This is a genomic window from Chryseobacterium edaphi, from assembly GCF_025628985.1.
Lineage (GTDB): Bacteria > Bacteroidota > Bacteroidia > Flavobacteriales > Weeksellaceae > Chryseobacterium > Chryseobacterium edaphi.
This window is the reverse complement of sequence record NZ_JAOTEM010000003.1, coordinates 252,506-275,934: the sequence shown is the minus strand read 5'-3', so window position 1 is coordinate 275,934 and position 23,429 is coordinate 252,506. Positions and strand designations below refer to the sequence as shown.

At 36.9% G+C, this 23,429-nt stretch carries 15 protein-coding genes; all 15 read left to right on the top strand.

Annotation, left to right across the window (positions count from 1 at the left end; translation table 11 throughout):
- The first annotated feature begins 478 nt into the window (after window positions 1–478).
- The 15 genes from NZ698_RS13540 to NZ698_RS13470 all read left to right on the top strand — a co-directional run bounded on the left by NZ698_RS13540 (window position 479) and on the right by NZ698_RS13470 (window position 23,382).
- Complete coding sequence (locus NZ698_RS13540) at window positions 479–1,105, top strand: hypothetical protein (protein ID WP_263003720.1); 627 nt, start codon at window positions 479–481, stop codon at window positions 1,103–1,105.
- A gap of 62 nt (window positions 1,106–1,167) precedes the next feature.
- On the top strand, window positions 1,168–4,275 hold the full coding sequence (locus tag NZ698_RS13535; RefSeq protein WP_263003718.1) for a beta strand repeat-containing protein: 3,108 nt from the start codon (window positions 1,168–1,170) through the stop codon (window positions 4,273–4,275).
- Between the two features lie 18 nt (window positions 4,276–4,293).
- Window positions 4,294–4,893, top strand: coding sequence for a phage tail-like protein (locus NZ698_RS13530; RefSeq protein WP_263003716.1), 600 nt, complete (start codon window positions 4,294–4,296; stop codon window positions 4,891–4,893).
- Between the two features lie 327 nt (window positions 4,894–5,220).
- The gene (locus NZ698_RS13525; RefSeq protein WP_263003714.1) at window positions 5,221–5,790 is read left to right on the top strand and encodes a hypothetical protein; all 570 of its coding nucleotides are present in this window, start codon (window positions 5,221–5,223) and stop codon (window positions 5,788–5,790) included.
- A 99-nt stretch (window positions 5,791–5,889) separates the two neighbouring features.
- Complete coding sequence (locus NZ698_RS13520; protein WP_263003713.1) at window positions 5,890–9,777, top strand: beta strand repeat-containing protein; 3,888 nt, start codon at window positions 5,890–5,892, stop codon at window positions 9,775–9,777.
- A gap of 30 nt (window positions 9,778–9,807) precedes the next feature.
- The gene (locus NZ698_RS13515) at window positions 9,808–10,398 is read left to right on the top strand and encodes a phage tail-like protein (RefSeq protein WP_263003712.1); all 591 of its coding nucleotides are present in this window, start codon (window positions 9,808–9,810) and stop codon (window positions 10,396–10,398) included.
- A gap of 412 nt (window positions 10,399–10,810) precedes the next feature.
- Window positions 10,811–14,632, top strand: coding sequence for a DNA-directed RNA polymerase subunit beta (rpoB, locus tag NZ698_RS13510; RefSeq protein ID WP_263003710.1), 3,822 nt, complete (start codon window positions 10,811–10,813; stop codon window positions 14,630–14,632).
- 84 nt (window positions 14,633–14,716) lie between these two features.
- Window positions 14,717–18,982 carry a DNA-directed RNA polymerase subunit beta' gene (gene rpoC, locus NZ698_RS13505; protein WP_263003708.1) on the top strand — a complete coding sequence of 1,422 codons (4,266 nt, stop codon included), beginning with the start codon at window positions 14,717–14,719 and terminating at the stop codon, window positions 18,980–18,982.
- An 83-nt stretch (window positions 18,983–19,065) separates the two neighbouring features.
- Complete coding sequence (locus tag NZ698_RS13500) at window positions 19,066–19,374, top strand: DUF3467 domain-containing protein (RefSeq protein ID WP_073291426.1); 309 nt, start codon at window positions 19,066–19,068, stop codon at window positions 19,372–19,374.
- A 194-nt stretch (window positions 19,375–19,568) separates the two neighbouring features.
- Entirely contained in the window at window positions 19,569–20,216 is a 648-nt protein-coding gene (locus NZ698_RS13495; protein ID WP_263003707.1) for a Crp/Fnr family transcriptional regulator, read from the top strand.
- A gap of 122 nt (window positions 20,217–20,338) precedes the next feature.
- A complete protein-coding gene (locus NZ698_RS13490; protein ID WP_263003706.1) occupies window positions 20,339–21,178 on the top strand; it encodes a DUF5777 family beta-barrel protein in 840 nt (279 codons plus the stop codon).
- Window positions 21,179–21,180: 2 nt separating this feature from the next.
- The gene (locus NZ698_RS13485) at window positions 21,181–21,531 is read left to right on the top strand and encodes a c-type cytochrome (protein WP_263003704.1); all 351 of its coding nucleotides are present in this window, start codon (window positions 21,181–21,183) and stop codon (window positions 21,529–21,531) included.
- Between the two features lie 10 nt (window positions 21,532–21,541).
- Window positions 21,542–22,087 (top strand): YceI family protein, encoded by a 546-nt coding sequence (locus tag NZ698_RS13480; protein ID WP_263003703.1) that lies wholly within the window; start codon window positions 21,542–21,544, stop codon window positions 22,085–22,087.
- Window positions 22,084–22,611 carry an ankyrin repeat domain-containing protein gene (locus NZ698_RS13475; RefSeq protein ID WP_263003702.1) on the top strand — a complete coding sequence of 176 codons (528 nt, stop codon included), beginning with the start codon at window positions 22,084–22,086 and terminating at the stop codon, window positions 22,609–22,611. The genes NZ698_RS13480 and NZ698_RS13475 overlap by 4 nt, the downstream gene beginning before the upstream one ends.
- A gap of 3 nt (window positions 22,612–22,614) precedes the next feature.
- Window positions 22,615–23,382, top strand: a complete 768-nt coding sequence (locus tag NZ698_RS13470) for a T9SS type A sorting domain-containing protein (protein WP_263003701.1) — start codon at window positions 22,615–22,617, stop codon at window positions 23,380–23,382.
- Window positions 23,383–23,429 lie beyond the last annotated feature (47 nt).

The following is a 23,429-nucleotide window of genomic DNA, read 5'->3' as shown; positions in this document are numbered from 1 at the left end:
GTAATTCAGATTATTCTTACAATCTCTAATTTAGATAGTTAAATTTAGTTTTACTAAAAAACCTCAAAAAAGTATCTTATTGAGATGCTTCTTATTTTAATTGGTATGAGAGACTCCGAAAAGTCTGAGACATTTTTTCTAATATATTTCTAGGAGTTGTTAATCTGATTGGATTGTCAATAATCGTTTGTGTTTAAGTTTACAGATCTTTAAACATTTTATTATTAATATAAGAGAAAATAATATTTTTTATGCTAATTTGTTTTTAAGTTAATATTATTGCATATAAAAATTTTTTTTAAGCTAAAATAAATGTGTTTTTTTGAAATATGCGTAATTTTTTAATGTATTTTATTCTGCCATAAATTATATTTCTGTTTATTAAGGAATAATAATATGTTTCGAATCATATTATTCTTACTTTTGCGCTACCAAAGAATTGTAATTGAGAAAAATTCTATATTTTCAATTTATTAATATGAATAATTGGAACTTTTTAAAAAGCTCTGTTTTTTTTCGTATCATAATTCTTGTTATTTTATTTTTATTCAATTTTTCAGATGCTCAAGAGGGTGAGTCTGTTACTATTTTTTTAGGAAAAGGAGCCAAATTTTATTCGGCAGATGATAGTTTCAACCAGCAGGTTTTTCACAAAAAAATTATTATAAAGAATGCTCATCTTTCGGTAAAAAATCCCGGCACTAATGAGATTCTGGTCGCTTCTGCAATACATCATGACGTAAATCAAAATCTTGCACAGCAGCTTAAAACTGTTGAAGAACTAAAGCGTAAGCAAGAACTTAAAAAAGTTAAAGAAAAAATAGACTCTTACGAAGCAAAAAGTAAGTTTTTCGAGAAGCAAGATTATAAGGATTCTCCTTCTCCTTCTCAGTTTTTCTCATCCCATTCTACTTCAAAGAATTATATTGCACCCAGTCATAGTACAAATGGCTTTTCTAAAATCTGTACTTCGGATAAAAATTATTCGATAAAACGTGCTCTAGCTTTTTTACACACTCAAAAATTTACATTTTACAATAACAAATCTTTAGATTTTTGTTTCTCTGAGGTTTTTTCTGTGAGACCGCCACCGATATTGGGATAAATTTTAGTCTTTAAATTTTACCTAGTCTCTGTATAAACATTGACTTAACCAATATGTATATTATGAAAACAAACTTATATTTTGAGAAGATAAATAATGTGGCTTCAGGCTTTTTATTTCTTTTTATCTGTCTCTTTTCCAACTTTTATTTTGCCCAAACAATTGCGGCGACCAATGGTACAGCTACTCCATGTGGAAACTGTGCTCCGCCAAACTGGGCAGACAATACAGGTACACCTGATATATCTAACAGTACTGTTGCTGCCACAACTGCTGCTGGAGGAGGGGGAGGTGCAAACTGGACGCAGACTCCCGGTGGTACCGTAAACTTCACTCTTCCAACACCTCCGAATACTCATACTACTTGGCTTTCTCTTAGAGATCTTGGCGGAGCAGGTACTCAGGAGTCGGTAACGACTACAGTGGCTGGTTTAACCATAGGAAGAACATACGAAATTGTAGTCTTTTCTTTGACCGCAGTAACTAGAAATAATGGTTCTGGTGGAAATGTTTATGCAGGAACTTATATTACTCAGTTTTTTGCTGAAATTGCCGGCCAAACTCTACAAGTAACAGGAATAACAACAAACACTTGGACGACGTCGAAAATCAGATTTACTGCTACGGCAACGTCTCATACTTTATTGCTCAGACCTGGTAATATTGCTACTGCCGGAACGCCAACCGCTCCTATTTTCTCAGGAATTAGAACTATTCAAATTTCAGTGACAGCAAGTACAGCGGGTAATAGTGCTTCAATAAATACGGTTCCTGTAGCTGTAGCCGATAATGCACAAACTTTACAAAATGCACCAGTTTCTTTCAATGTCGTTAGTAATGACACTGACGTTAATGGAAGTATTGTAGCTTCAACGGTGGATTTAGATCCTGGAACTCCAGGAATTCAAACTACTTTTACAACTGCAGGAACAGGTACCTGGACGGTGACTGGTGGAGTGGTAACTTTTACTCCGGTCTCCACATTTTTGGGAACTGCAACAATTCCTTATACTGTTGATGATAATTTCGCTGTTAATGGAGTGAGTGCGCCAGCAACATCTCAACAGGCAAATATCACCGTTTTGGTTTCTTCTGCAGCAGACGCTGATGGTGACGGTATAGTGAATAGCTTAGATCTGGATGATGATAATGATGGTATTTTAGATACAGTAGAAGATTCTTGTGTAAAGCCTAATCAAATAGTGAATGGGGATTTTTCGTCTTCGGCAACATCTTGGGCTTTCAGCTATTCTACTACCACACCAAATACCAGCGGACCATTGACGTTTACCGGCACTGCAGCAGATATTTTTGTAGATAATCCGGGGACTTTATATCCGGGTAATATACTTTTAGCAAATACAACTCCGTTTGTTACTGCGGCAGGTGCTACATATAGTTTTACATCTACATTAAATATACTGGGAGGAACTACCAATACTAGTTTTTCCTGGGTATTGATTGATTCATCAAATAATATAGTTCAGACACTCCAAACTTATAAGACTCAGGCTTCTGGCGTTGGTACTGTAACAATCACGAATACTGTAACAGCTTATCCTGTAACATTCGTAGCAGCAGGAACAGGTAGTCATAGACTGGCTTTGACATGGATAACGAATTCGGCCACCAGTGGAAATGCTCAGGATGTAAGAATTGACAACGTCTCGCTTTTATCTCCATGTGATTTTGACGGTGATGGTATACCAAATATATTCGATTTAGATTCAGATAACGACGGATGTTTTGATGCGATCGAAGGTGCTGAAAATGTACTCTCTTCACAGCTAAGCCCAAATGGAAGTATTAATTTTACTGCTAATGGTGGTCTAGGAACTACAGCTGGAACCAATAATGGGGTTCCGAATCTTGTAAATTCTGGTGGTACGGCGGATACAGGTAGTGCTACGGCAGGAACTGTAGGTCAGCCAATTGGAAGGTCACAGAATGCTTCTCAAAATGATTGTATAGATTCTGATGCAGATGGTGTTCCCGACTGGCAAGATCTGGATGATGATAATGATGGTATTTTAGATACACTTGAATGCGGTTTTGTCTGTGCGACTCCATTTATTAATGGAGGATTTGAATTTCCAGTTGTAAGCGGTATTGGAGTTTTTATTAATCAAAATACACCTGGAGTCGGATGGAAGACTACTGCTACTGATGGGCTAATAGAATTTTGGCAAACAGGTGCTGTTCCTAGTGCTGAAGGTGCTCAGTTTGCTGAGTTAAATGCTACTCAAGTTTCTACACTATATCAGACATTCTGTCTTAATGGAACAGGTGGAACAATTAATTGGTCTGCGAAACATAGAGGAAGAAACGGTGTTGATGTTGCGGCTGTGAAATTTGGCTCTACTGTTGCCACTGCTCAGGCATCAACGGCGGTTCAAAATATGTCAGATGGTAATACTGCATGGGGGTCTTATTCTGGAACATATACTATTCCTGCAGGTACTACATCATTAGTGATTGCATTTCAGGCAGTTTCATCAGCTGGTGGTGATGCGGGTCAAGGTAATTTTCTTGATGATGTTCAAATTGTTATCAATCAAAGTTGTTTAGATACTGATGGTGATGGAATTCCTAATAGTTTAGACTTAGATTCAGATGATGATGGTTGTCCTGATGTCATTGAGGGATCGGCTTCTTTTGTTAACGGAGCGAGCTATATTAGTGCAAATAACAGACTGACCACTCCTGTAAGTGCAACGGGAATTCCTGGAGTGCCTTCTGCGACACCTGCAATTACTGGATATTCGGCAACTGCTGGTCAAACTACTATCGGTGATTCGCAAAATAATCTTGTTAATAATTGTTTCTGTTATAAAAATCCGGCTTCACCGGCTGGAGGAAATCCAAATCCGGTAAGACACGGAATCACTGCTTTGAACAGAGCAAATTCCGGTACTTCAGATTGGCCGGTTGTGAGACGTAGCGCATGGACGGTTTTAGAATCAAAATCAAAAGGTTTTGTTGTCAACCGTATGGCTTTTGTGGATGCTGATAATAATGCTGCAACACCTACAACTCCTCCTTTGGCTGCAATTCCTGCTGCTAACTATGTGGAGGGAATGATGATTTACGATACGGTAGCAAATTGTCTGAAGATTTACAACGGAACACTTTGGAACTGTTATAATGTACAGTCTTGTCCTGATTTTTAATATTAAAATTTTAAAAAAATGAAGAAATTTATAGTAATATTTTCTCTCCTTATTGTCAATTCGGCGATAGCACAGATTGCAATAGGCAAATCATCGGTTACCACAATACCACCTGCTAATACAGTAGTCAATCCTTCTATTTCCTTAGAGTTTGGTGTTGATGGTGGTGCCTCATTAGGTAGAGGCGTTGTGTTGCCTTGGATTACTGCAGTGATGGATAAGGCTGCAGCTGTCCCTGGAACGATAATTTTTGATACGGTGGATAAAACTGTTAAATACAAAAATGGTTCAACAGCAGGAAGCTGGTTTTCTCTTTCAAAGAACGAAACAGTTCCTGTGATTGGAGATACAACTGGTGTTGTTGATACATCGCTACAGGATCCTTTTACGGATAATCCTGATGCTAAAGTGAGTATCGGAACTCCTGCTACTAGTCCTGTAGTACCCGGGATTTTGGTTTTGGAGAATAATAATCAGGCAATGGTACTTCCGAAAGTGGCAAGTCCGCATCTCAATGTTCTGAATCCTGAGCCTGGAACTATGGTGTATGATACTACTAAAAAACAGCTTGCGATATTCAACGGTAAGGTCTGGTCTTTCTGGAACCCACAACCTTAAGATATCATTTTATTTTATTAAACTTAACCACTTCAAAATGAAGTGGTTTTTTTCTGATTATCTCTAAACAATTAAATGCTTTCAAACTACAATGTATTCGGCAATATACTTATTATTTTGAACGATTTGATATAAATTTTCTTAATAAAATGAAATAAAGCAATTTTATTTCAATATTATTTTTAGATTTGTAATTAATGTTTTTTGAAGGTGAATAATATTTTTCATTTGCTGATTACACGTAATTTTATCCCCGGTTTTATTAGAAAATCCGGGAGATTTGCATTTGTATATAGTTTTGCTATCCTCATTTTTTACACGCATTTATTGCACGCACAGGTAGGTTTTGGTACCAAAAAAGAATCATTACCTATAATTTCCGTTAACGGAGCACAGATATATTCAGCAGATGAAAGTTTCAATAAGCAGATTAGTCAGAAAAAGATTATTTTTAATAAGGTTGCGGTTTCAAATGCAAATATTTCCGACAGAAACTATCTGGTAATTACTTCTAAAAAAAATTCAAACAAAAACGTCAATAATCTGACGGTTCAGATCAAAAAAGAAGAAGCTAAAAAAAAGGATAACCTTTTAAAAAAAATAAAAAAAGAAATTGCTCGGCATGAATATGTTAAGGAAAAGTTTTTATTAATTAATTTTAAAAAAAATCCTTCATCCAGTCATTTCTATACAGCAAAGAGCAGTAATAAAGTTGGTCTAAATTACCGCACAGAAAATAAAATTAATGCAAAATCTGATAATTATACAAGGTGTAATTATTTAGTACGAGCATTAGAGTATTTACATTCTCAAAAAATCATTTTTTTTAATCATAAACCTATAGATTTTGGTTTTTCCAAAGCTCTGTCGGTAAGACCACCTCCTATTTTAGTTTAAAATATTTTCTAAAATTTTTTTTAAACTTTAAAAACAAAATATGATTTTTAATAATTACTTTTTTAATACAAAAGGGAAGGCTTTGGCTATTTCCTTTTGATGATGAATGTGATGTTGTATGGGCAATGTGTTGTCGGTACAACTCCGGCTTTATCAACATATGCCAATGAAGATGCTACTAGTACTTTTTCAATAGGGAGTGTGAAATTAGTCAATTCTACAATGGGGTTTGTTTTTACAAATAATGCTTCTTTGGTAACAAGCGACCAGATCAATGATGATCATTTTGCCGGTGAGTACGGGATTAATATTGCGCACGCATCAGGAACCGCTACAATTTATGACAATAGAATTTCAGGCAATATTACTTTTACGGGAGCTGTAGGTGGGCTTAAATTTCGTATCAATGATATTGATGCAGGTGATCATGTAAGAATAAGGGTATTTAATGAAAATGATGTGCAGATTCCTCTTGTACAAAATACCAATTTTTCATTTTTTGCAAGTACGGTAGTAACTTATGATTCTTCAATACAAGAATTTTTTGGTGCAAGCAGTAGTAGTGATAATACTAGAAATGGATCTGTTGATTTTAATTTTTCAGCATTAAAGGTCTCAAGGATAGAATTTGATTATTATGATAATAATGGATCGGGAACAGTAACATTTGCTAATTTTACAGTACCATGCATTGTTGCTAATAACGATTCTTACACCACTCCAGCGGGTACTGCAGCTGTTACTGCTTCAGTTTTAAATAATGATACAGTAAACGGAGCAACGGCAAACACAACAAATGCTACAGTGGCAGCAGTTAATACTCTTCCTGCAGGATTTACATTTAATACAAATGGTACAATCGCTGTAGCAAGTACAGTTGCTGCCGGAGTTTATGCAATAGATTATAAAATTTGTCAGTCAGGGTTTTCTACTAATTGTGTTTCGGCAACAGCTATAATCACTGTAAATGCCCCAAATGACATAGATGGAGATGGAATTCCAAATCTTAGTGACCTGGATGATGATAATGACGGTATTCCTGATAGTACTGAATGTCCAGCCAATAATATAGTGACAAACGGAACTTTTACCGGAAATGCTACAGGATGGACATTGAACGGCGGATGGACTTTTGATGGCACTGCCAATAATATTTATATTGATACAGACAATATATCAAACATAGATGTTTCCCAAACTTTAAATAATTTAAGAAATACCAATAATACAATTCCGGTAACAATGACGGTGGGAGCCCGCGATGGGGGGAATGCAGCAGGATTTGCAGCAAATCTGCAGATTTTGCTAAATGGTACTTTATATGCGACTATCAATAATAGCACTACAAGAAGCACCTCTGTGAACAATGTTACAATAACACTTAGTAATGGTGCAACTTCGAATTTTGTTCCATTTACTACAGCAAATATCACAGGATATACTACCACTACATTTACATTGAATATTCCTAATACTTCTATTCCGAATTCGGCTGCTTTGACGTTCAGACATAATGCAGGATTGGACGACTGGACGATAGATAATGTTTCTGTATTGGCATTTACCTGTGATACGGATGGCGATGGAATTCTGAATCATCTGGATCTCGATTCAGACGCAGACGGATGCTTTGATGCTTTGGAAGGAGACGAAAATGTAACAGCAGCACAACTTAATGCCAATGGAAGTATGAACAGCACCGTAAATGCTAATGGTGTTCCCAATCTTGTAAACTCAGGAGGCACTGCGGATATTGGAAGTGATGAGGGACAAGGTGTTGGATATTCCGGTGACAGCACGATCAATGCATGTAATGATGCAGATAATGATGGTCTTCCTGATACAGTAGATGTGGATGATGACAATGACGGTATTTTAGATACGGATGAATGTGGAAGTACAGAGAGAATTACAGGCGGTGTTTTCCCGACTACAGGAGGGAATACCAACACGGTTCCGGGATGGACGGTTGATGGAACTTACGCCGCTTCAGGAGCGTGGACTTCTGCTGTTGGAAGAGTAAATCTTGGTACGGATGGTTTAACTTTTGTAAGAGATAACAGCACTGTTTCAATTATAAAACAAAACCTGACTGGTGTAATGCGCGGTTCTTCCATAAATATCAATCAGTTATACTGGTACAGAACTACAGGTCCGGAATCAGATAATGCATTTACATTTACAGTCTCCTATGGTGGTGTGGTATATGCAACGATTAATTCTACCACTACGCCTACTCCAACAATTACAGCGTCGAACGGTGCCCTTGTAAATTTAAGCACATTACCAACAGTTGCTGCTCAAAATGCACCTTCTACAAAGGTTAATCTGGTAATAACGCTTCCGTATTCTATTCCTGTAAATGGAGAATTGGCTTTAACATTTAACGCCGGAATTTCTACTACTTCTACAAGAGATCTTATTATGCGGTCTATTTCCTTAGTATCATGTAAAGACACCGATGGCGACGGAACTCCAGATTATCTTGATACAGATTCAGATGGTGACGGATGTTTTGATGCCATTGAAGGGGATGAAAACGTAACCGCTGCGCAAGTAAATGCTCAGGGAAATATTACGGGAACTGTAAATGCCAGTGGTGTTCCTAATCTTGTAAACACAGGCGGAGCAGCAGATATTGGGTCAGATCAGGGGCAGGGTATTGGATATTCCACTGATAGCACCATCAATGCATGTACTGATACAGATAATGATGGTATCCCTGATTTTGTTGATTTGGATGATGATAATGATGGAATTTTAGACTCTGTAGAAATGGGATCCTGTACTTCGCCTTCTGTTAAAAAGACGGTTTACCTGCAAAATTTTGGCAGTTTGGCTTCTGCCGGAATTGGTACAACGCAGCTTTCAGGAGCTTTGGGTACTTCTCAGTTAACATTTGATACAACCAATCCTACGGATGAAGGAAATTATTCACTTGCAACAAATTCAGATCTTGTTGATGATTTCGGAGGTAGTTTCAATAATCAGTGGATCCATGTAAATGATCATACGGTTGATACCAATGGATTGATGATGGTGTGTAACCCTAATAATACGACTTCCATTATTTGGCAATCTCCAAATATTGCTGTAAACATTGGTGCAGGGTTGCAGGCGAATTTTTGGGTGTTAAATTTAAAAGACCCTTCCGCTGCCGGATTTACACTTCCAAATCTTAGATTTGAATTGTTTAATGCCACAACAAATGCTTCCTTAGGTTTTATAAACACAGGGAATATTGCACAAACCGGAAACTGGCAAAATCAGATTATTTCGCTTCCTGCAAATTTAACTGCAGGTACTGTATATATCAGAATTACTTCTGCTGCAACCACATTCAATGGTAATGATTTTGCTTTGGATGATATAAGTATAGATGAGGTGTATTGTGATACCGACGGGGACGGAATCCCGAATTATTTAGATTTAGATTCAGACGGAGACGGTTGTTTTGATGTTATAGAAGGTGGGGCAAATTTTGTCAGTGGAGCAAGTTATATTACTAATAACAGTCTGAATACACCAGTAAGTGCTACCGGAATTCCTGGTGTTCCAACTGCTACACCAGCAATTACGGGATATTCTGCAACGACTGGTCAAACTATTGGAGATTCTGTGAATAATCTTATTAATAATTGTTTTTGTTATAAAAATCCTGCTTCTCCGGGCGGAGGAAATCCTAATCCGGTAAGACATGGGATCACTGCTCTGAATAGAGCTGACTCTGGTTCTTCTGACTGGCCGGTTGTAAGACGTAGTGCATGGACGGTTTTGGAATCTAAATCAAAAGGTTTCGTTGTCAACCGTATGGCTTTTGTGGATGCAGATAATAATGCTGCAACACCTACAACTCCTCCTTTGGCTGCAATTCCTGCTGCTAACTATGTGGAGGGAATGATGGTTTATGATACAGTAGCTAACTGTTTGAAAATCTATAATGGAACGGTTTGGAATTGTTATTTGACTCAAACCTGTCCTGATTAATTATTAATGTGAAATTTTAAAATTTTAAAAATGAAAAACATTATAAAAATATTTTGTCTCCTAATAGCTAATGTAGCTATGGCACAGGTTGCAATAGGAAAAGCATCTGTTTCTACTATTCCGCCAGCAAATACAGTTACCAATCCATCTATTTCTTTAGAATTTGGTGATTACGGCGGAGCTTTATTAGGTAGAGGTATTGTGTTGCCTTGGATAACTGCAGCAATGGATAAAGCAGCTGCTGTTCCGGGAACGATTATCTATGATACAGTTGATAAGATCGTTAAGTATAAGAACGGTTCAACTGCCGGAAGCTGGTTTGAGCTTTCGAAAAACGAAAATAATCCTATAGTAGGTGATACTACAGGTGTTGTAAATACTGCTCTGCAAGATTCTTTTACAGATAATCCTGATGCTAAAGTGAGTATAGGAACACCTGTAACTCCTTCAGTACCCGGAATATTGGTTTTGGAAAATAGTAATCAGGCGATGGTGCTTCCAAAAGTGGCAAGTCCCCACACAAATGTTTTAAATCCTGAGCCTGGAACTATGGTTTATGATACCGCAACGAAGCAACTTGCGATATTTAACGGAAAAGTCTGGTCGTTCTGGAAACCATAGTTACAGAATACCTTATATTTTATAAACTTAACCACTTCAAAACGAAGTGGTTATTTTTGTATGAACCAAATATTTGTTGTATATTTGCAGTCACTTTTGGCGCTAAAACTATACATATTACGGTAAAACATTGTAAATCAACTCTTTCATAATTGTGAAAGGGGTTTTGTTTTATGTGATATCAATCTATTTTTGTCAAAGTAAAAATTTAAAAATATTTTGCATTACGCTGTGAAAAGATATACCAGCGTTGCAGTTAGAATTAGAACTTAAAATATAGAATTAAGAATAAAGACCACTTCTGATAGCGCCAAACATCAAATGTCTTTTATCTTGCCTCTTTATCCTCAAGTCTTTTTCTGATATTTTTTGTATAAATCAAAATATTTTTTAACCCTTTCTTAAAAGTTTTATGAGTAAAACAACAGCAGTTACTAAAGGAAATGAGAGAATTAATTTCTCTACAGCGAAAGGAAAAATCATTACTCCGGATTTCTTAGACATCCAATTAGAGTCATTTAAAGATTTTTTCCAGCTGGATACACTTCCGGAAGACAGAAGGAAAGAAGGTTTGCACAAAACCTTCCAGGAAAACTTTCCAATTACCGATTCTAGAAACCAATTCGTTTTGGAATTCTTAGATTATTTGGTAGATTCTCCACGTTATTCGATCGACGAATGTGTGGAAAGAGGTTTAACTTATTCAGTTCCTCTAAAAGCAAGACTTAAATTGTACTGTACAGATCCTGAACATGAAGATTTTCAGACCGTTGTACAGGATGTTTATTTAGGTCCGGTTCCTTATATGACTCCGTCTGGTTCATTTATCATTAATGGAGCAGAGCGTGTAATCGTAACTCAGTTACACAGATCTCCGGGTGTATTCTTCGGACAGACTTACCACGCAAACGGAACAAAATTGTACTATTCAAGAATTATTCCTTTTAAAGGATCTTGGATGGAATTTACTACCGATATCAACAGCGTAATGTACGCGTATATCGACCGTAAGAAAAAATTACCTTTAACTACATTGTTAAGAGCAATCGGTTTCGAATCTGATAAAGATATTCTTCAGATCTTTGACCTTGCCGAAGAGGTGAAAGTTTCTAAAGCTGCCCTTAAAAAAGTAGAAGGTAGAACTTTGGCTGCGAGAGTATTGAACACTTGGTTCGAAGATTTCGTAGACGAAGACACTGGAGAGGTTGTTTCTATCGAAAGAAACGAAATTATCCTGGACAGAGAAACGATTCTTGAAAAAGAACATTTAGATCTTATTTTGGATGCCGGTGTGAAATCTATCCTGATTCACAAAGAAAATTCAAACGAATTCTCTATCATCCAGAATACTTTACAAAAAGACCCTACCAACTCTGAAAAAGAAGCGGTTGAATATATATACCGTCAGTTAAGAAATGCAGATCCACCCGATGAGGAAACTGCAAGAGGAATCATTGAAAAATTATTCTTCTCTGAGCAAAGATATTCTCTTGGTGAAGTAGGACGTTACAGACTAAACAAAAAGTTGGGTCTTAATATTCCAACTACTACTGAGGTTCTTACAAAAGAAGATATCATTGCGATTGTAAGACACTTGATCGAATTGGTAAACTCTAAAGCTGAGGTTGATGATATTGACCACTTATCAAACAGAAGAATTAAAACTGTTGGTGAGCAATTGGCAGGACAGTTCGGTGTAGGTCTTTCTAGAATTGCAAGAACAATCAAGGAGAGAATGAATGTTAGAGATAACGAAATCTTTACTCCGCTTGATCTTGTTAATGCGAAGACTTTAACATCAGTAATTAATTCATTCTTTGGTACCAACCAGCTTTCTCAGTTCATGGACCAAACCAACCCTCTATCAGAAATCACGCACAAGCGTAGACTTTCTGCCCTGGGACCTGGTGGTTTATCAAGAGAAAGAGCAGGTTTCGAGGTACGTGACGTTCACCATACTCACTATGGTAGAATTTGTCCTATCGAAACTCCTGAAGGACCAAACATTGGTTTGATCTCTTCTTTAGGTATCTATGCTAAAATCAATACTTTAGGTTTCATCGAAACTCCATATAGAAAAGTAGAAGGAAGTACTGTAGATCTACATGCTGATCCTATTTATCTGAATGCAGAAGACGAAGAAGATAAAGTAATTGCTCAGGCAAACGTTGAGTTAGATGATAACGGAGGATTCTTAACAGACAGAATTATTGCCAGATTAGATGGTGATTATCCTGTAGTTGAGCCTTCTCAGGTTAATTTGATCGACGTTGCACCTAACCAGATTTCTGGTATTTCAGCTTCATTGATTCCATTCTTGGAGCATGATGATGCGAACCGTGCGTTGATGGGATCAAACATGATGCGTCAGGCAGTTCCTTTGTTGAAGCCACAAGCTCCAATCGTAGGTACAGGTCTGGAACAGCAGGTTGCAAAAGATTCTAGAATTTTGATCAATGCTGAAGGAAGAGGTACTGTAGAGTATGTAGATGCTGATCAGATTACGATTAAATATGAAAGAAGCGATGACGAAGATCTAGTATCATTCGAATCTGCTACTAAAACATATAAACTGACTAAGTTCAGAAAAACTAACCAGAGTACTACTATTACACTAAGACCAAACGTAAGAGTAGGTGAGACGGTAGAAAAAGGACAGGTTCTTTGCGACGGTTATGCAACCGAAAACGGAGAATTGGCTCTTGGTAGAAACTTGGTAGTAGCCTTCATGCCTTGGAAAGGATACAACTTTGAGGATGCAATTGTAATCAACGAAAAAGTTGTACGTGAAGACTGGTTTACTTCAATCCACGTAGATGAGTATTCTCTTGAAGTTCGTGATACCAAATTGGGTATGGAAGAACTTACAGCAGATATTCCTAACGTGTCTGAAGAAGCTACAAAAGATCTTGATGAAAACGGAATGATCAGAATTGGTGCTGAAGTGAAGCCTGGTGACATTATGATTGGTAAGATCACTCCAAAAGGTGAATCTGACCCGACTCCTGAAGAAAAACTTCTTAGAGCAATCTTTGGTGACAAAGCCGGTGATGTGAAAGATGCTTCATTGAAAGCAGATTCTTCATTAAGAGGTGTTGTGATCAATAAGAAATTGTTCTCTAGAAACATTAAAGACAAGAAGAAAAGAACTGAGGAAAAACTTAAACTTGAAGAGATTGAAAACACTTACAAGGCTAAGTTTGACGAGTTAAGAAATACTTTAATCGAAAAATTGAACACTTTAGTTAGCGGTAAAACTTCTCAGGGAGTTACCAATGACTTAGATGAGGAAATTATCGGTAAAGGAATGAAATTCACTCACAAATTATTGACTTCAGTAGAAGATTACGTAAACGTAAGCGGTGCAGACTGGACTGTTGATAACGATAAGAATGAATTGATCAAACAGTTGATTCACAACTACAAAATCAAATTCAACGATATTCAAGGAGTTAAAAACCGTGAGAAATTCGCAATTTCTATCGGAGATGAGCTTCCTGCTGGTATCATGAAATTGGCTAAAGTTTATATCGCTAAAAAACGTAAACTTAACGTTGGAGATAAAATGGCGGGTCGTCACGGTAACAAGGGTATCGTTTCGAGAATCGTTCGTGAAGAAGATATGCCATTCTTGGAAGACGGAACACCGGTAGATATCGTATTGAATCCACTAGGGGTACCTTCCCGTATGAACATCGGACAGATTTATGAAACAGTTCTTGGATGGGCTGGTCAGAAATTGGGTATGACGTTCGCTACGCCAATCTTTGATGGGGCAACTCTTGATCAGATTACAGAGTACACTGAGAAAGCAGGAGTTCCTAAATTCGGTCACACTCACCTTTATGACGGTGGTACCGGAGAAAGATTTACGCAGGCTGCAACAGTAGGTATTATCTATATGTTGAAACTTGGGCACATGGTAGATGACAAGATGCACGCACGTTCTATCGGACCTTATTCATTGATTACTCAGCAGCCGTTAGGTGGTAAAGCTCAGTTTGGTGGACAGAGATTCGGAGAGATGGAGGTTTGGGCTCTTGAAGCATTTGGAGCATCAAATATCCTGAGAGAAATCTTGACTGTGAAGTCGGATGACGTGATTGGTAGAGCAAAAACTTATGAAGCGATTGCGAAAGGAGAAGCAATGCCTGAACCAGGTATTCCGGAATCTTTCAACGTATTACTTCACGAGTTACAAGGTCTTGGATTAGACGTAAGACTAGAGGAATAATTTTAAATTTTAAATTATAAATGTTGAATGGCATCATTCAAAAATTAATCTAAAATCTAAAATCTAAAATTTAAAATCTAACAAATGTCAAATAAAAATAAATCAAGTAGATTTAATAAAATAACCATCGGTTTAGCTTCACCTGAGTCCATTTTACAGGATTCAAGAGGAGAGGTGCTTAAGCCGGAAACTATCAACTACAGAACGCACAAACCTGAAAGAGACGGTTTGTTCTGTGAAAAAATCTTCGGTCCTATCAAAGATTACGAATGTGCTTGTGGTAAATACAAGAGAATCCGTTACAAAGGGATCGTTTGTGACCGTTGTGGTGTAGAGGTTACGGAGAAAAAAGTACGTAGAGAAAGAATCGGACACATCGGTTTGGTTGTTCCTATCGCGCACATTTGGTATTTCCGTTCTTTACCGAACAAAATCGGTTACCTTTTGGGTATTCCTTCTAAGAAATTAGATATGATCATCTATTACGAGAGATATGTTGTTATTCAGCAGGGTATCGCTAAGAAATTGGATGGTTCTGATTTTGATGATAAAGAATTCCTTACAGAAGAAGAATACCTTGACATCATGGAAACTCTTCCTGTAGAAAATCAATATCTTGATGATGCAGATCCAAACAAATTCATCGCCAAAATGGGTGCTGAAGCTGTTGAAGAATTGTTGAAGAGAATTGATCTTGATGCATTATCTTTCGATTTGAGACACAAAGCTCACAACGAAGGTTCTAAACAAAGAAGAACTGAAGCTCTAAAAAGATTGAACGTTGTAGAAGCATTGAGAGGTGCTAACACCAGAATGATCAACAGACCGGAGTGGATGATTATGCGTGTACTTCCTGTAATACCACCAGAACTAAGACCATTGGTTCCATTGGATGGAGGACGTTTCGCAACTTCTGACTTAAATGACCTTTACAGAAGAGTGATTATCAGAAACAACCGTTTGAAGAGACTATTGGAGATCAAAGCTCCAGAAGTAATCTTGAGAAACGAGAAGCGTATGCTTCAGGAATCAGTAGATTCATTATTCGATAATACAAGAAAATCTTCTGCAGTAAAATCTGAATCAAACAGACCATTGAAATCACTTTCAGATTCATTGAAAGGTAAGCAAGGTCGTTTCCGTCAGAACTTACTAGGGAAAAGGGTAGATTACTCTGCGCGTTCGGTAATTGTTGTAGGTCCAAACTTACAGCTTCACGAATGTGGTATTCCTAAAGATATGGCAGCTGAGCTTTACAAACCGTTTATCATCAGAAAACTGATCGAAAGAGGAATTGTAAAAACAGTAAAATCTGCGAAGAGAATTATCGACAGAAAAGAACCTGTAGTATATGATATTTTAGAAGGTGTAATGAAAGGTCACCCTGTTTTACTGAACAGAGCACCTACTTTGCACAGACTGGGTATTCAGGCTTTCCAACCTAAGATGATCGAAGGTAAGGCAATCCAATTACACCCATTAGTAACGACAGCATTCAACGCCGATTTTGATGGTGACCAGATGGCGGTACACTTACCGTTAGGCCCAGAGGCAATTTTGGAAGCTCAGTTATTGATGTTAGGTTCTCAGAATATCTTGAACCCGGCAAACGGTTCTCCAATTACGGTACCATCTCAGGACATGGTTCTTGGTCTATATTTCATGACCAAAGAATTAAGCTCTACAGATGAGAGAAAAGTATTGGGAGAAGGTCTTGCATTCTATTCTCCAGAGGAAGCAGAAATCGCTTATGCTGAAGGTAGAGTTTCATTGAACGCAAAAGTAAGATGTAGACTACCGGTTAAAGAAGAAGGTGAAATCACAACTAAATTGATTGAAACTTCTGTTGGTAGAATCTTATTCAACCAGATCGTTCCTAAACAGTCAGGATATATTAATGAACTTCTTACAAAGAAATCATTGAGAAATGTTATTGGTAAAGTACTTGCTGATACAGATTTCCCGACAACTGTGAAGTTCTTGGATGCAATGAAAGATTTAGGATATGCAAACGCATTTAAAGGAGGTCTTTCGTTCTCACTAGGTGACATCGTTGTACCTGTTGAGAAAAAGAAAATGATTGCTACATCTATTGAAACTGTTGACGAAATTAGAGCCAACTATAACATGGGTCTTATTACAGATACAGAAAGATATAATCAGGTAATTGACGTTTGGACAAACACCAACGCTGGATTAACTGAAATGATCATGAGCAGAATGAAAGTTGACCAAGGTGGATTCAATTCTGTGTACATGATGCTTGATTCTGGTGCGAGGGGTTCTAAGGAACAGATCCGTCAGTTATCAGGAATGAGAGGTTTGATGGCAAAACCGCAGAAAGCTGGTTCTACCGGTGCGGAAATTATCGAAAACCCGATTCTTGCAAACTTTAAGGAAGGTCTTTCGATCTTAGAATACTTTATCTCTACTCACGGTGCTCGTAAAGGTCTTGCGGATACCGCTCTTAAGACGGCGGATGCTGGTTACTTAACGAGAAGATTGGTAGACGTTGCACAGGATGTTATCGTTACAGAAAACGACTGTGGAACTCTAAGAGGAACTGAAGTTACTGCCCTTAAGAAAAATGACGAAATCGTTGAAAGAATTTCTGAAAGAATCTTAGGTAGAGTATCTCTGCATAATATTTACGATCCTGAAACCGACGAATTGGTTGCTAATGCTGATCAGATTATTGATGAAGCTTTAGCTAAGAGAGTTGAAGAAATGGGTCTTGAATCTTTAGAAGTACGTTCACCACTTACTTGTGAAACCAAAAAAGGAATTTGTGCTAAATGTTACGGTAGAAACCTTGCAACTGGTAAGAAAATCCACATGGGTGAAGCGGTAGGTGTAATTGCTGCACAATCAATTGGGGAACCGGGAACTCAGTTAACATTGAGAACTTTCCACCAAGGGGGTGTATCTACCAACGTATCAGAAAATCCTTCAATCGCTGCAAGAAGAGATGGTATCGTAGAATTGGATGAGGTAAGAACAATTACTTCTGAAGACGAAAACGGAAACACTGCTGAAGTAGTGGTATCTCGTACAACAGAATTTAGATTGGTTGCTGATAACGAATCTAGAACTCCGTTGATGATTGCTAACGTACCTTATGGATCTCAATTGCTGGTTAAATCTGGTGATAAAGTGAAGAAAGGTGATCTTATTGCAAAATGGGATCCTTATAATGCGGTAATTATTGCAGAAAATGCTGGTAAAGTAGAATACGAAGATATTATTCAGGGTATTTCATTCCAGTTGGAGATTGACGAACAGACAGGATTTGAAGAGAAAGTAATCTCTGAATCTAGAAATAAGAAAGCCGTACCTACGTTGAAGGTAGTAGATTCTAAAGGTGTTGAACAAAAAGGTTACAACTTACCTGTAGGAGCCCACTTAATGGTAAACGACGGTGAAAAAATTAAGGCTGGTAAAGTCTTGATCAAGATCCCGAGAAAATCTGCTAAGTCAGGGGATATTACCGGAGGTCTTCCAAGAGTTACAGAATTATTTGAAGCTAGAAACCCTTCAAACCCGGCGGTTGTTACAGAAATCGATGGGGTAGTTTCTTACGGTAAAATCAAGAGAGGTAACCGTGAATTGATCGTTGAGGCTAAAACTGGGGAGAGAAAAATTTATTTAGTTAAATTATCAAACCAGATTTTGGTACAGGAGAATGACTTCGTAAGAGCTGGTTCGCCACTTTCTGACGGTTCAGTTACTCCGGACGATATCTTGAAGATCAAAGGACCAACTGCGGTACAGGAATATTTAGTAAATGAAATTCAGGAAGTTTACCGTCTACAAGGGGTGAAAATTGATGATAAGCACTTCGAAATCATCGTAAGACAGATGATGACGAAAGTATCTATTGTTGATGGAGGTGATACTCAGTTCCTTGAGGCAGCTTTAGAGCACAAATTTGATTTCTTAGAAGAAAACAACAGAGTGTTTGGTCTTAAAGTAGTTACTGAAGCTGGTGATTCTAAAGAATTTAAACCGGGTCAGATGATTACTGCAAGAGAACTGAGAGACGAAAACTCTAAGTTAAAGCGTGAAGATCAGAAATTAGTAGAAGTAAGAGAAGCACTTCCTGCAACAGCAACACCTGTATTGCAAGGGATTACAAGAGCAGCTCTACAAACTAAATCATTCATGTCTGCAGCATCATTCCAGGAAACAACTAAGGTTCTTAACGAAGCGGCAGTTGCTGGTAAAGTAGATAGTTTGAATGGTCTTAAAGAAAATGTAATTGTAGGACACAGAATTCCTGCAGGTACAGGTCTTAAAGAGTATCAGAATGTAATCGTAGGTTCTAAAAAAGAATTCGAAGATTTAAATTAATTTAAAATTTAATGTTCAGGGTTCAAAGATTTAATTTATTTTTGAGCCTTGAATTTTTTAAACATAAAACTTAAACAAAAATAATGGACAACCAAAATCAAAACCAAGATCCAAACAACATCAACATTCAATTAAACGAAATGGTAGCTTCAGGGGTATATTGTAACCTTGCTTTAGTAAACCATTCTCCTTCAGAATTCGTAGTAGATTTTATCCAGTTAATGCCGGGTGTACAGCAAGCGAACGTGCGTTCAAGAGTTATTCTTGCTCCACTTCACGCCAAGAGAGTTCTTACAGCTCTTCAGCAAAACATCACAAACTACGAGCAGCAGTTCGGAGAAATCAAAGAAGTTGAGCCTTTCGTATTAGGTGGAAACAACGTACAAGCGTAAGATTTTCTCAAAATATATAAGAATGCCCCAGCGAAAGTTGGGGCATTTTTTTGTAGTTAATATTAATAATGCTTCAACAAGAATCATTATTTATTATTAAGAATGAATCAAAATAAGTATCACGTTAGTAAATTATGAATTATTAATTGTTCAAGTTAATATCTTTGCATTCTGAATTAATTTAAATATGTGGTATGGATACTGATTTTATTCTCAACAAATTTGGCTTCTTAGGTAAAGATTTTTCAAACGAAATAAATAAGCATAGCATTATAAGCCAAATTAAAGCTAAGACTGAAATCGTTAGGGAAGGACAGAAAAATAAGTATATACCTTTTCTACTGAAAGGCTCTATTAAAGTTTTCACCTTAAATGATGGTAGAGAACTTATTTACTATTACATCAGGGAAAATGATAGCTGTATGATGACGTTTTCGTCGATTTTTACAGATTGCGTAAGTAGAATTTATGCTGTTGCAGAAGAAGATTCTGAAGTGATGCTAATACCTATTTCTGTGGTACATGAATGGTTGATAAAATTTCCTCAGATCAACAGACTTTTTTATAGCGAATATGATAGAAGATTTTCTGATGTCATGAATATGGTGAATGATGCTGTTTTCCATCGCTTAGATAAAAGAGTCTTAAACTACATTAGACAGCAAATTTCTATTACTGGAAATAACCCTATCAAGCTTACACACAGAGAAATTGCCAGTCACTTGGGAACTTCAAGAGAAGTTGTAAGCCGTGTTTTAAAAAAAGTTGAAAATGAAGGTGAAATTTCTCAGAGTAAAGAAGGTATAAAAATTCCTGAAAGCAAAAATGTTAGTCATGTCTAATAAAAAAGTTTTATTGATTTTATAATCCCGATTGATAAAAACAATTTCGTCGGTGACTTTTATCACACACTTTTAGAAGCATAACTCTCTAAGTTTGTCATGTAATTTTAATTTAAATTTATATGACAAAAACTCTCCTTTTTTTGTCAATGTTTGCTTCAATTCTTGCCTATTCTCAGGAAGATTTGCTGAAGGATATTGACACCCTCAAAACAACAGAAAACAGTCCGCCGGCATTCAAGGCATTACAAGTCGTCACGGGACAATCGACAAAACTGACCGCAAAAAAAGAATGGTATATCGTTGTTGCACACCGATTTGGTGATGTAAGTACGGGGTTTAAAAATTTCTTCGGACTCGATGATGCTTCTACAAAATTGGGAGTAATCTATGGTGTAACCGACGGATTATCATTAAGCTTATCCCGCGAAACCAACATGAAAACTTTTGAATTCGGAGCAAAATATAAGCTTCTGAAACAGAATGAAAATTTTCCTGTAGAAATTGTCGGGTACAATGTGATGGCGGCCAATACGGATTTGGATAAAGATAATTATCCGCACCTAAAGTTTGGCGACAGGCTTTCTTATTTGACGCAGGCTCTTATTTCAAGAAGGTTCAGTGATCAATTTTCCTTGCAGTTGAGCCCATCTTACGTTCACAAAAATCTCTATGAGCCGAATATTGAAAACAACAATCAGTTTTTGGCAGGTTTGGGCGGACGTTACAAAATCTCAAAAAGAATTTCGATCAACGCAGAATATTTTGTGAATTTTGACAATCATAGTTTCTACAAAAATCCGCTCTCTCTGGGAATGGATATTGAAACGGGAGGTCACGTTTTTCAATTATTATTCAGCAATTCTCAACTCAATTCCGACATCGGATACCTTACCAATGCAACCGGAAAGTGGGAAAAAGGACAGATTTTCTTTGGGTTTAATCTTTACAGAGTATTTTAAAAATGAAAAAAATAATTTACACATTGGGTCTTATTCTTTTCATTACCTCTTGCGAAAGCAGAACTTATGAAGAGATCTCAGACAATACGCCGATTACACAGACTGTACGTTACGAAGTTGATATCAAACCGATTGTAAATGCCAATTGCATCTCTTGTCATTCTGCGGGAGGATCTGCTTCTTTTCAGCCTTTCACGAATTATAATCACGTGAAAAATAACATTGACAATATTTTAGACAGAATACAAAGACCAAACGGTGATCCTCAGAAAATGCCTCAAGGCGGATCATTATCTGCAACTCAGATTAATCTTTTTATCAAATGGAAAGCCGACGGCCTTACCGAAAATTAAAATTTAAAATATGAAAAATTTAACACTCATCATGTTTTCGCTATTAGTTGGAAATATGATATCAGCTCAAAAGTACAGTTCTAAATCAGGGAAAGTAAGCTTCGAGGCTTCTGTACCTTTATTTGAAGATGTATCTGCTCAGGATAATAATAATACTGTGATTCTCAATGCTGATACGGGAGAAATGGCTTCAGTTTCATCTGTGAAAAATTTCCAGTTTACAGTAAAACTGATGCAGGAACATTTCAATGAAAGCTATGCTGAAACTGCGAAATATCCTAAAACAACTTTCAAAGGTAAAATTCAGGGGTTTGATAAATCTAAATTGACCGCAAATCCACAGAAATATACTGTTCAGGGAACATTAAATTTTCATGGTGTAGACAAAGCGGTTTCTTCTACAGCAAGCATTTATATAAAAGACGGAAATATTTTGATGCAAGGTGGTTTTGTAGCCAGACCGGCAGATTTTCAGGTTACGATTCCGAAAATGGTCATGAAGAAAGTGGCTGAAAATGTAAATGTAAAGTATAATTACACGCTTGTAAAACAATGAGAAAGATCATTTTATTGACCATGTTTTTGCTGAGCTATTCTTATTTATCGGCTCAGGAAAAAGCAAAATCAGTTTTTGATATTGCAAGATCCGGAACTGTAGCAGAAATGAAAGATGCCATGAAAAGAAATCCTAACGTTATCAATGAAATCAATGATAATGGATTTTCAACCTTGATTTTAGCCTGTTACAGAGGAAATACAGAAGTTGCCAATTTTCTGATTGATCATGTGAAAGATGTCAATTACAAGAGTAGCGAAGGAACAGCTTTGGCTGGGCTTTCTGTACGATATAATAGAGATTTGGTAGAGCATTTACTCAACAAAAATGCAGATCCTAACATTGGAGATTCGACGGGAACCACTCCTTTATTATGGGCAATAAAATCAGGAAATAAAGAATTAGTAGAAATATTACTGAAATATAAAGCCGATAAAACTACAAAAGATTCGATGGGAATGACACCTTTTGAATATGCATTACAAACTAACAATACAGAAATCATTAACCTCTTAAAAAATTAAAATATGAAAAAATTATTACTTATTTCAAGTTTAGCACTGGCAACAACTGTCAGCGCGCAGTTTAGCACAGGAACCGTAAGTCTAGGTTCTACCGGAATGACCGTGAAATTGGATACTTCAACTACATTGGCAACAATCACACTTACTGGGAGTGATGCTTCTTATCTGGGAATTGGTTTTGGAAATGCTGGAGAAGGTATGGTTAGCGGGAAGGATGGATTTATTTACAATTCGTTGTCAACAACAAATACAAATCTTGATTATACGTTTGCTGGAATTAATGTTACACCAAATGCTGATCCAGTTCAAGATTGGACAATTACATCCAACACAACATCTGGTGGAATAAGAACTTTAGTTGCAACAAGATCTCTTTCTGGTGGAACTGGAGATACTGCTTTTACCAATGCAGCAGGTAGTATGAATATCTTTTTTGCAAAAGGGCCTTCGACTACTCTTGCAAATAATTATCATGGAGGGAATAGAGGATATGCAACTTTAACAAAAACAGCTGTTCTTGGAACTAATGATTTAGTTGCAGAAAGTAAAAAAGTAGTACTTTATCCGAATCCTGCAAAATCAACAGTAAGCTTCAAAAATGCAGATAAAATAAAATCTATTGACATTTATGAATCTACAGGAAGAAAAGTAAGATCTGTGAAATTAGAAGGTGAAAGCATTAATGTTTCTGATCTAAAATCCGGAAGTTATTATCTTGAAATGACTTTGCAAGACGGAAGTTTATCTTTTGAAAAATTAATTAAAGAATAATTGAAAGCCACTGAAAAGTGGCTTTTTTAGCTTAATATATAGTGCTG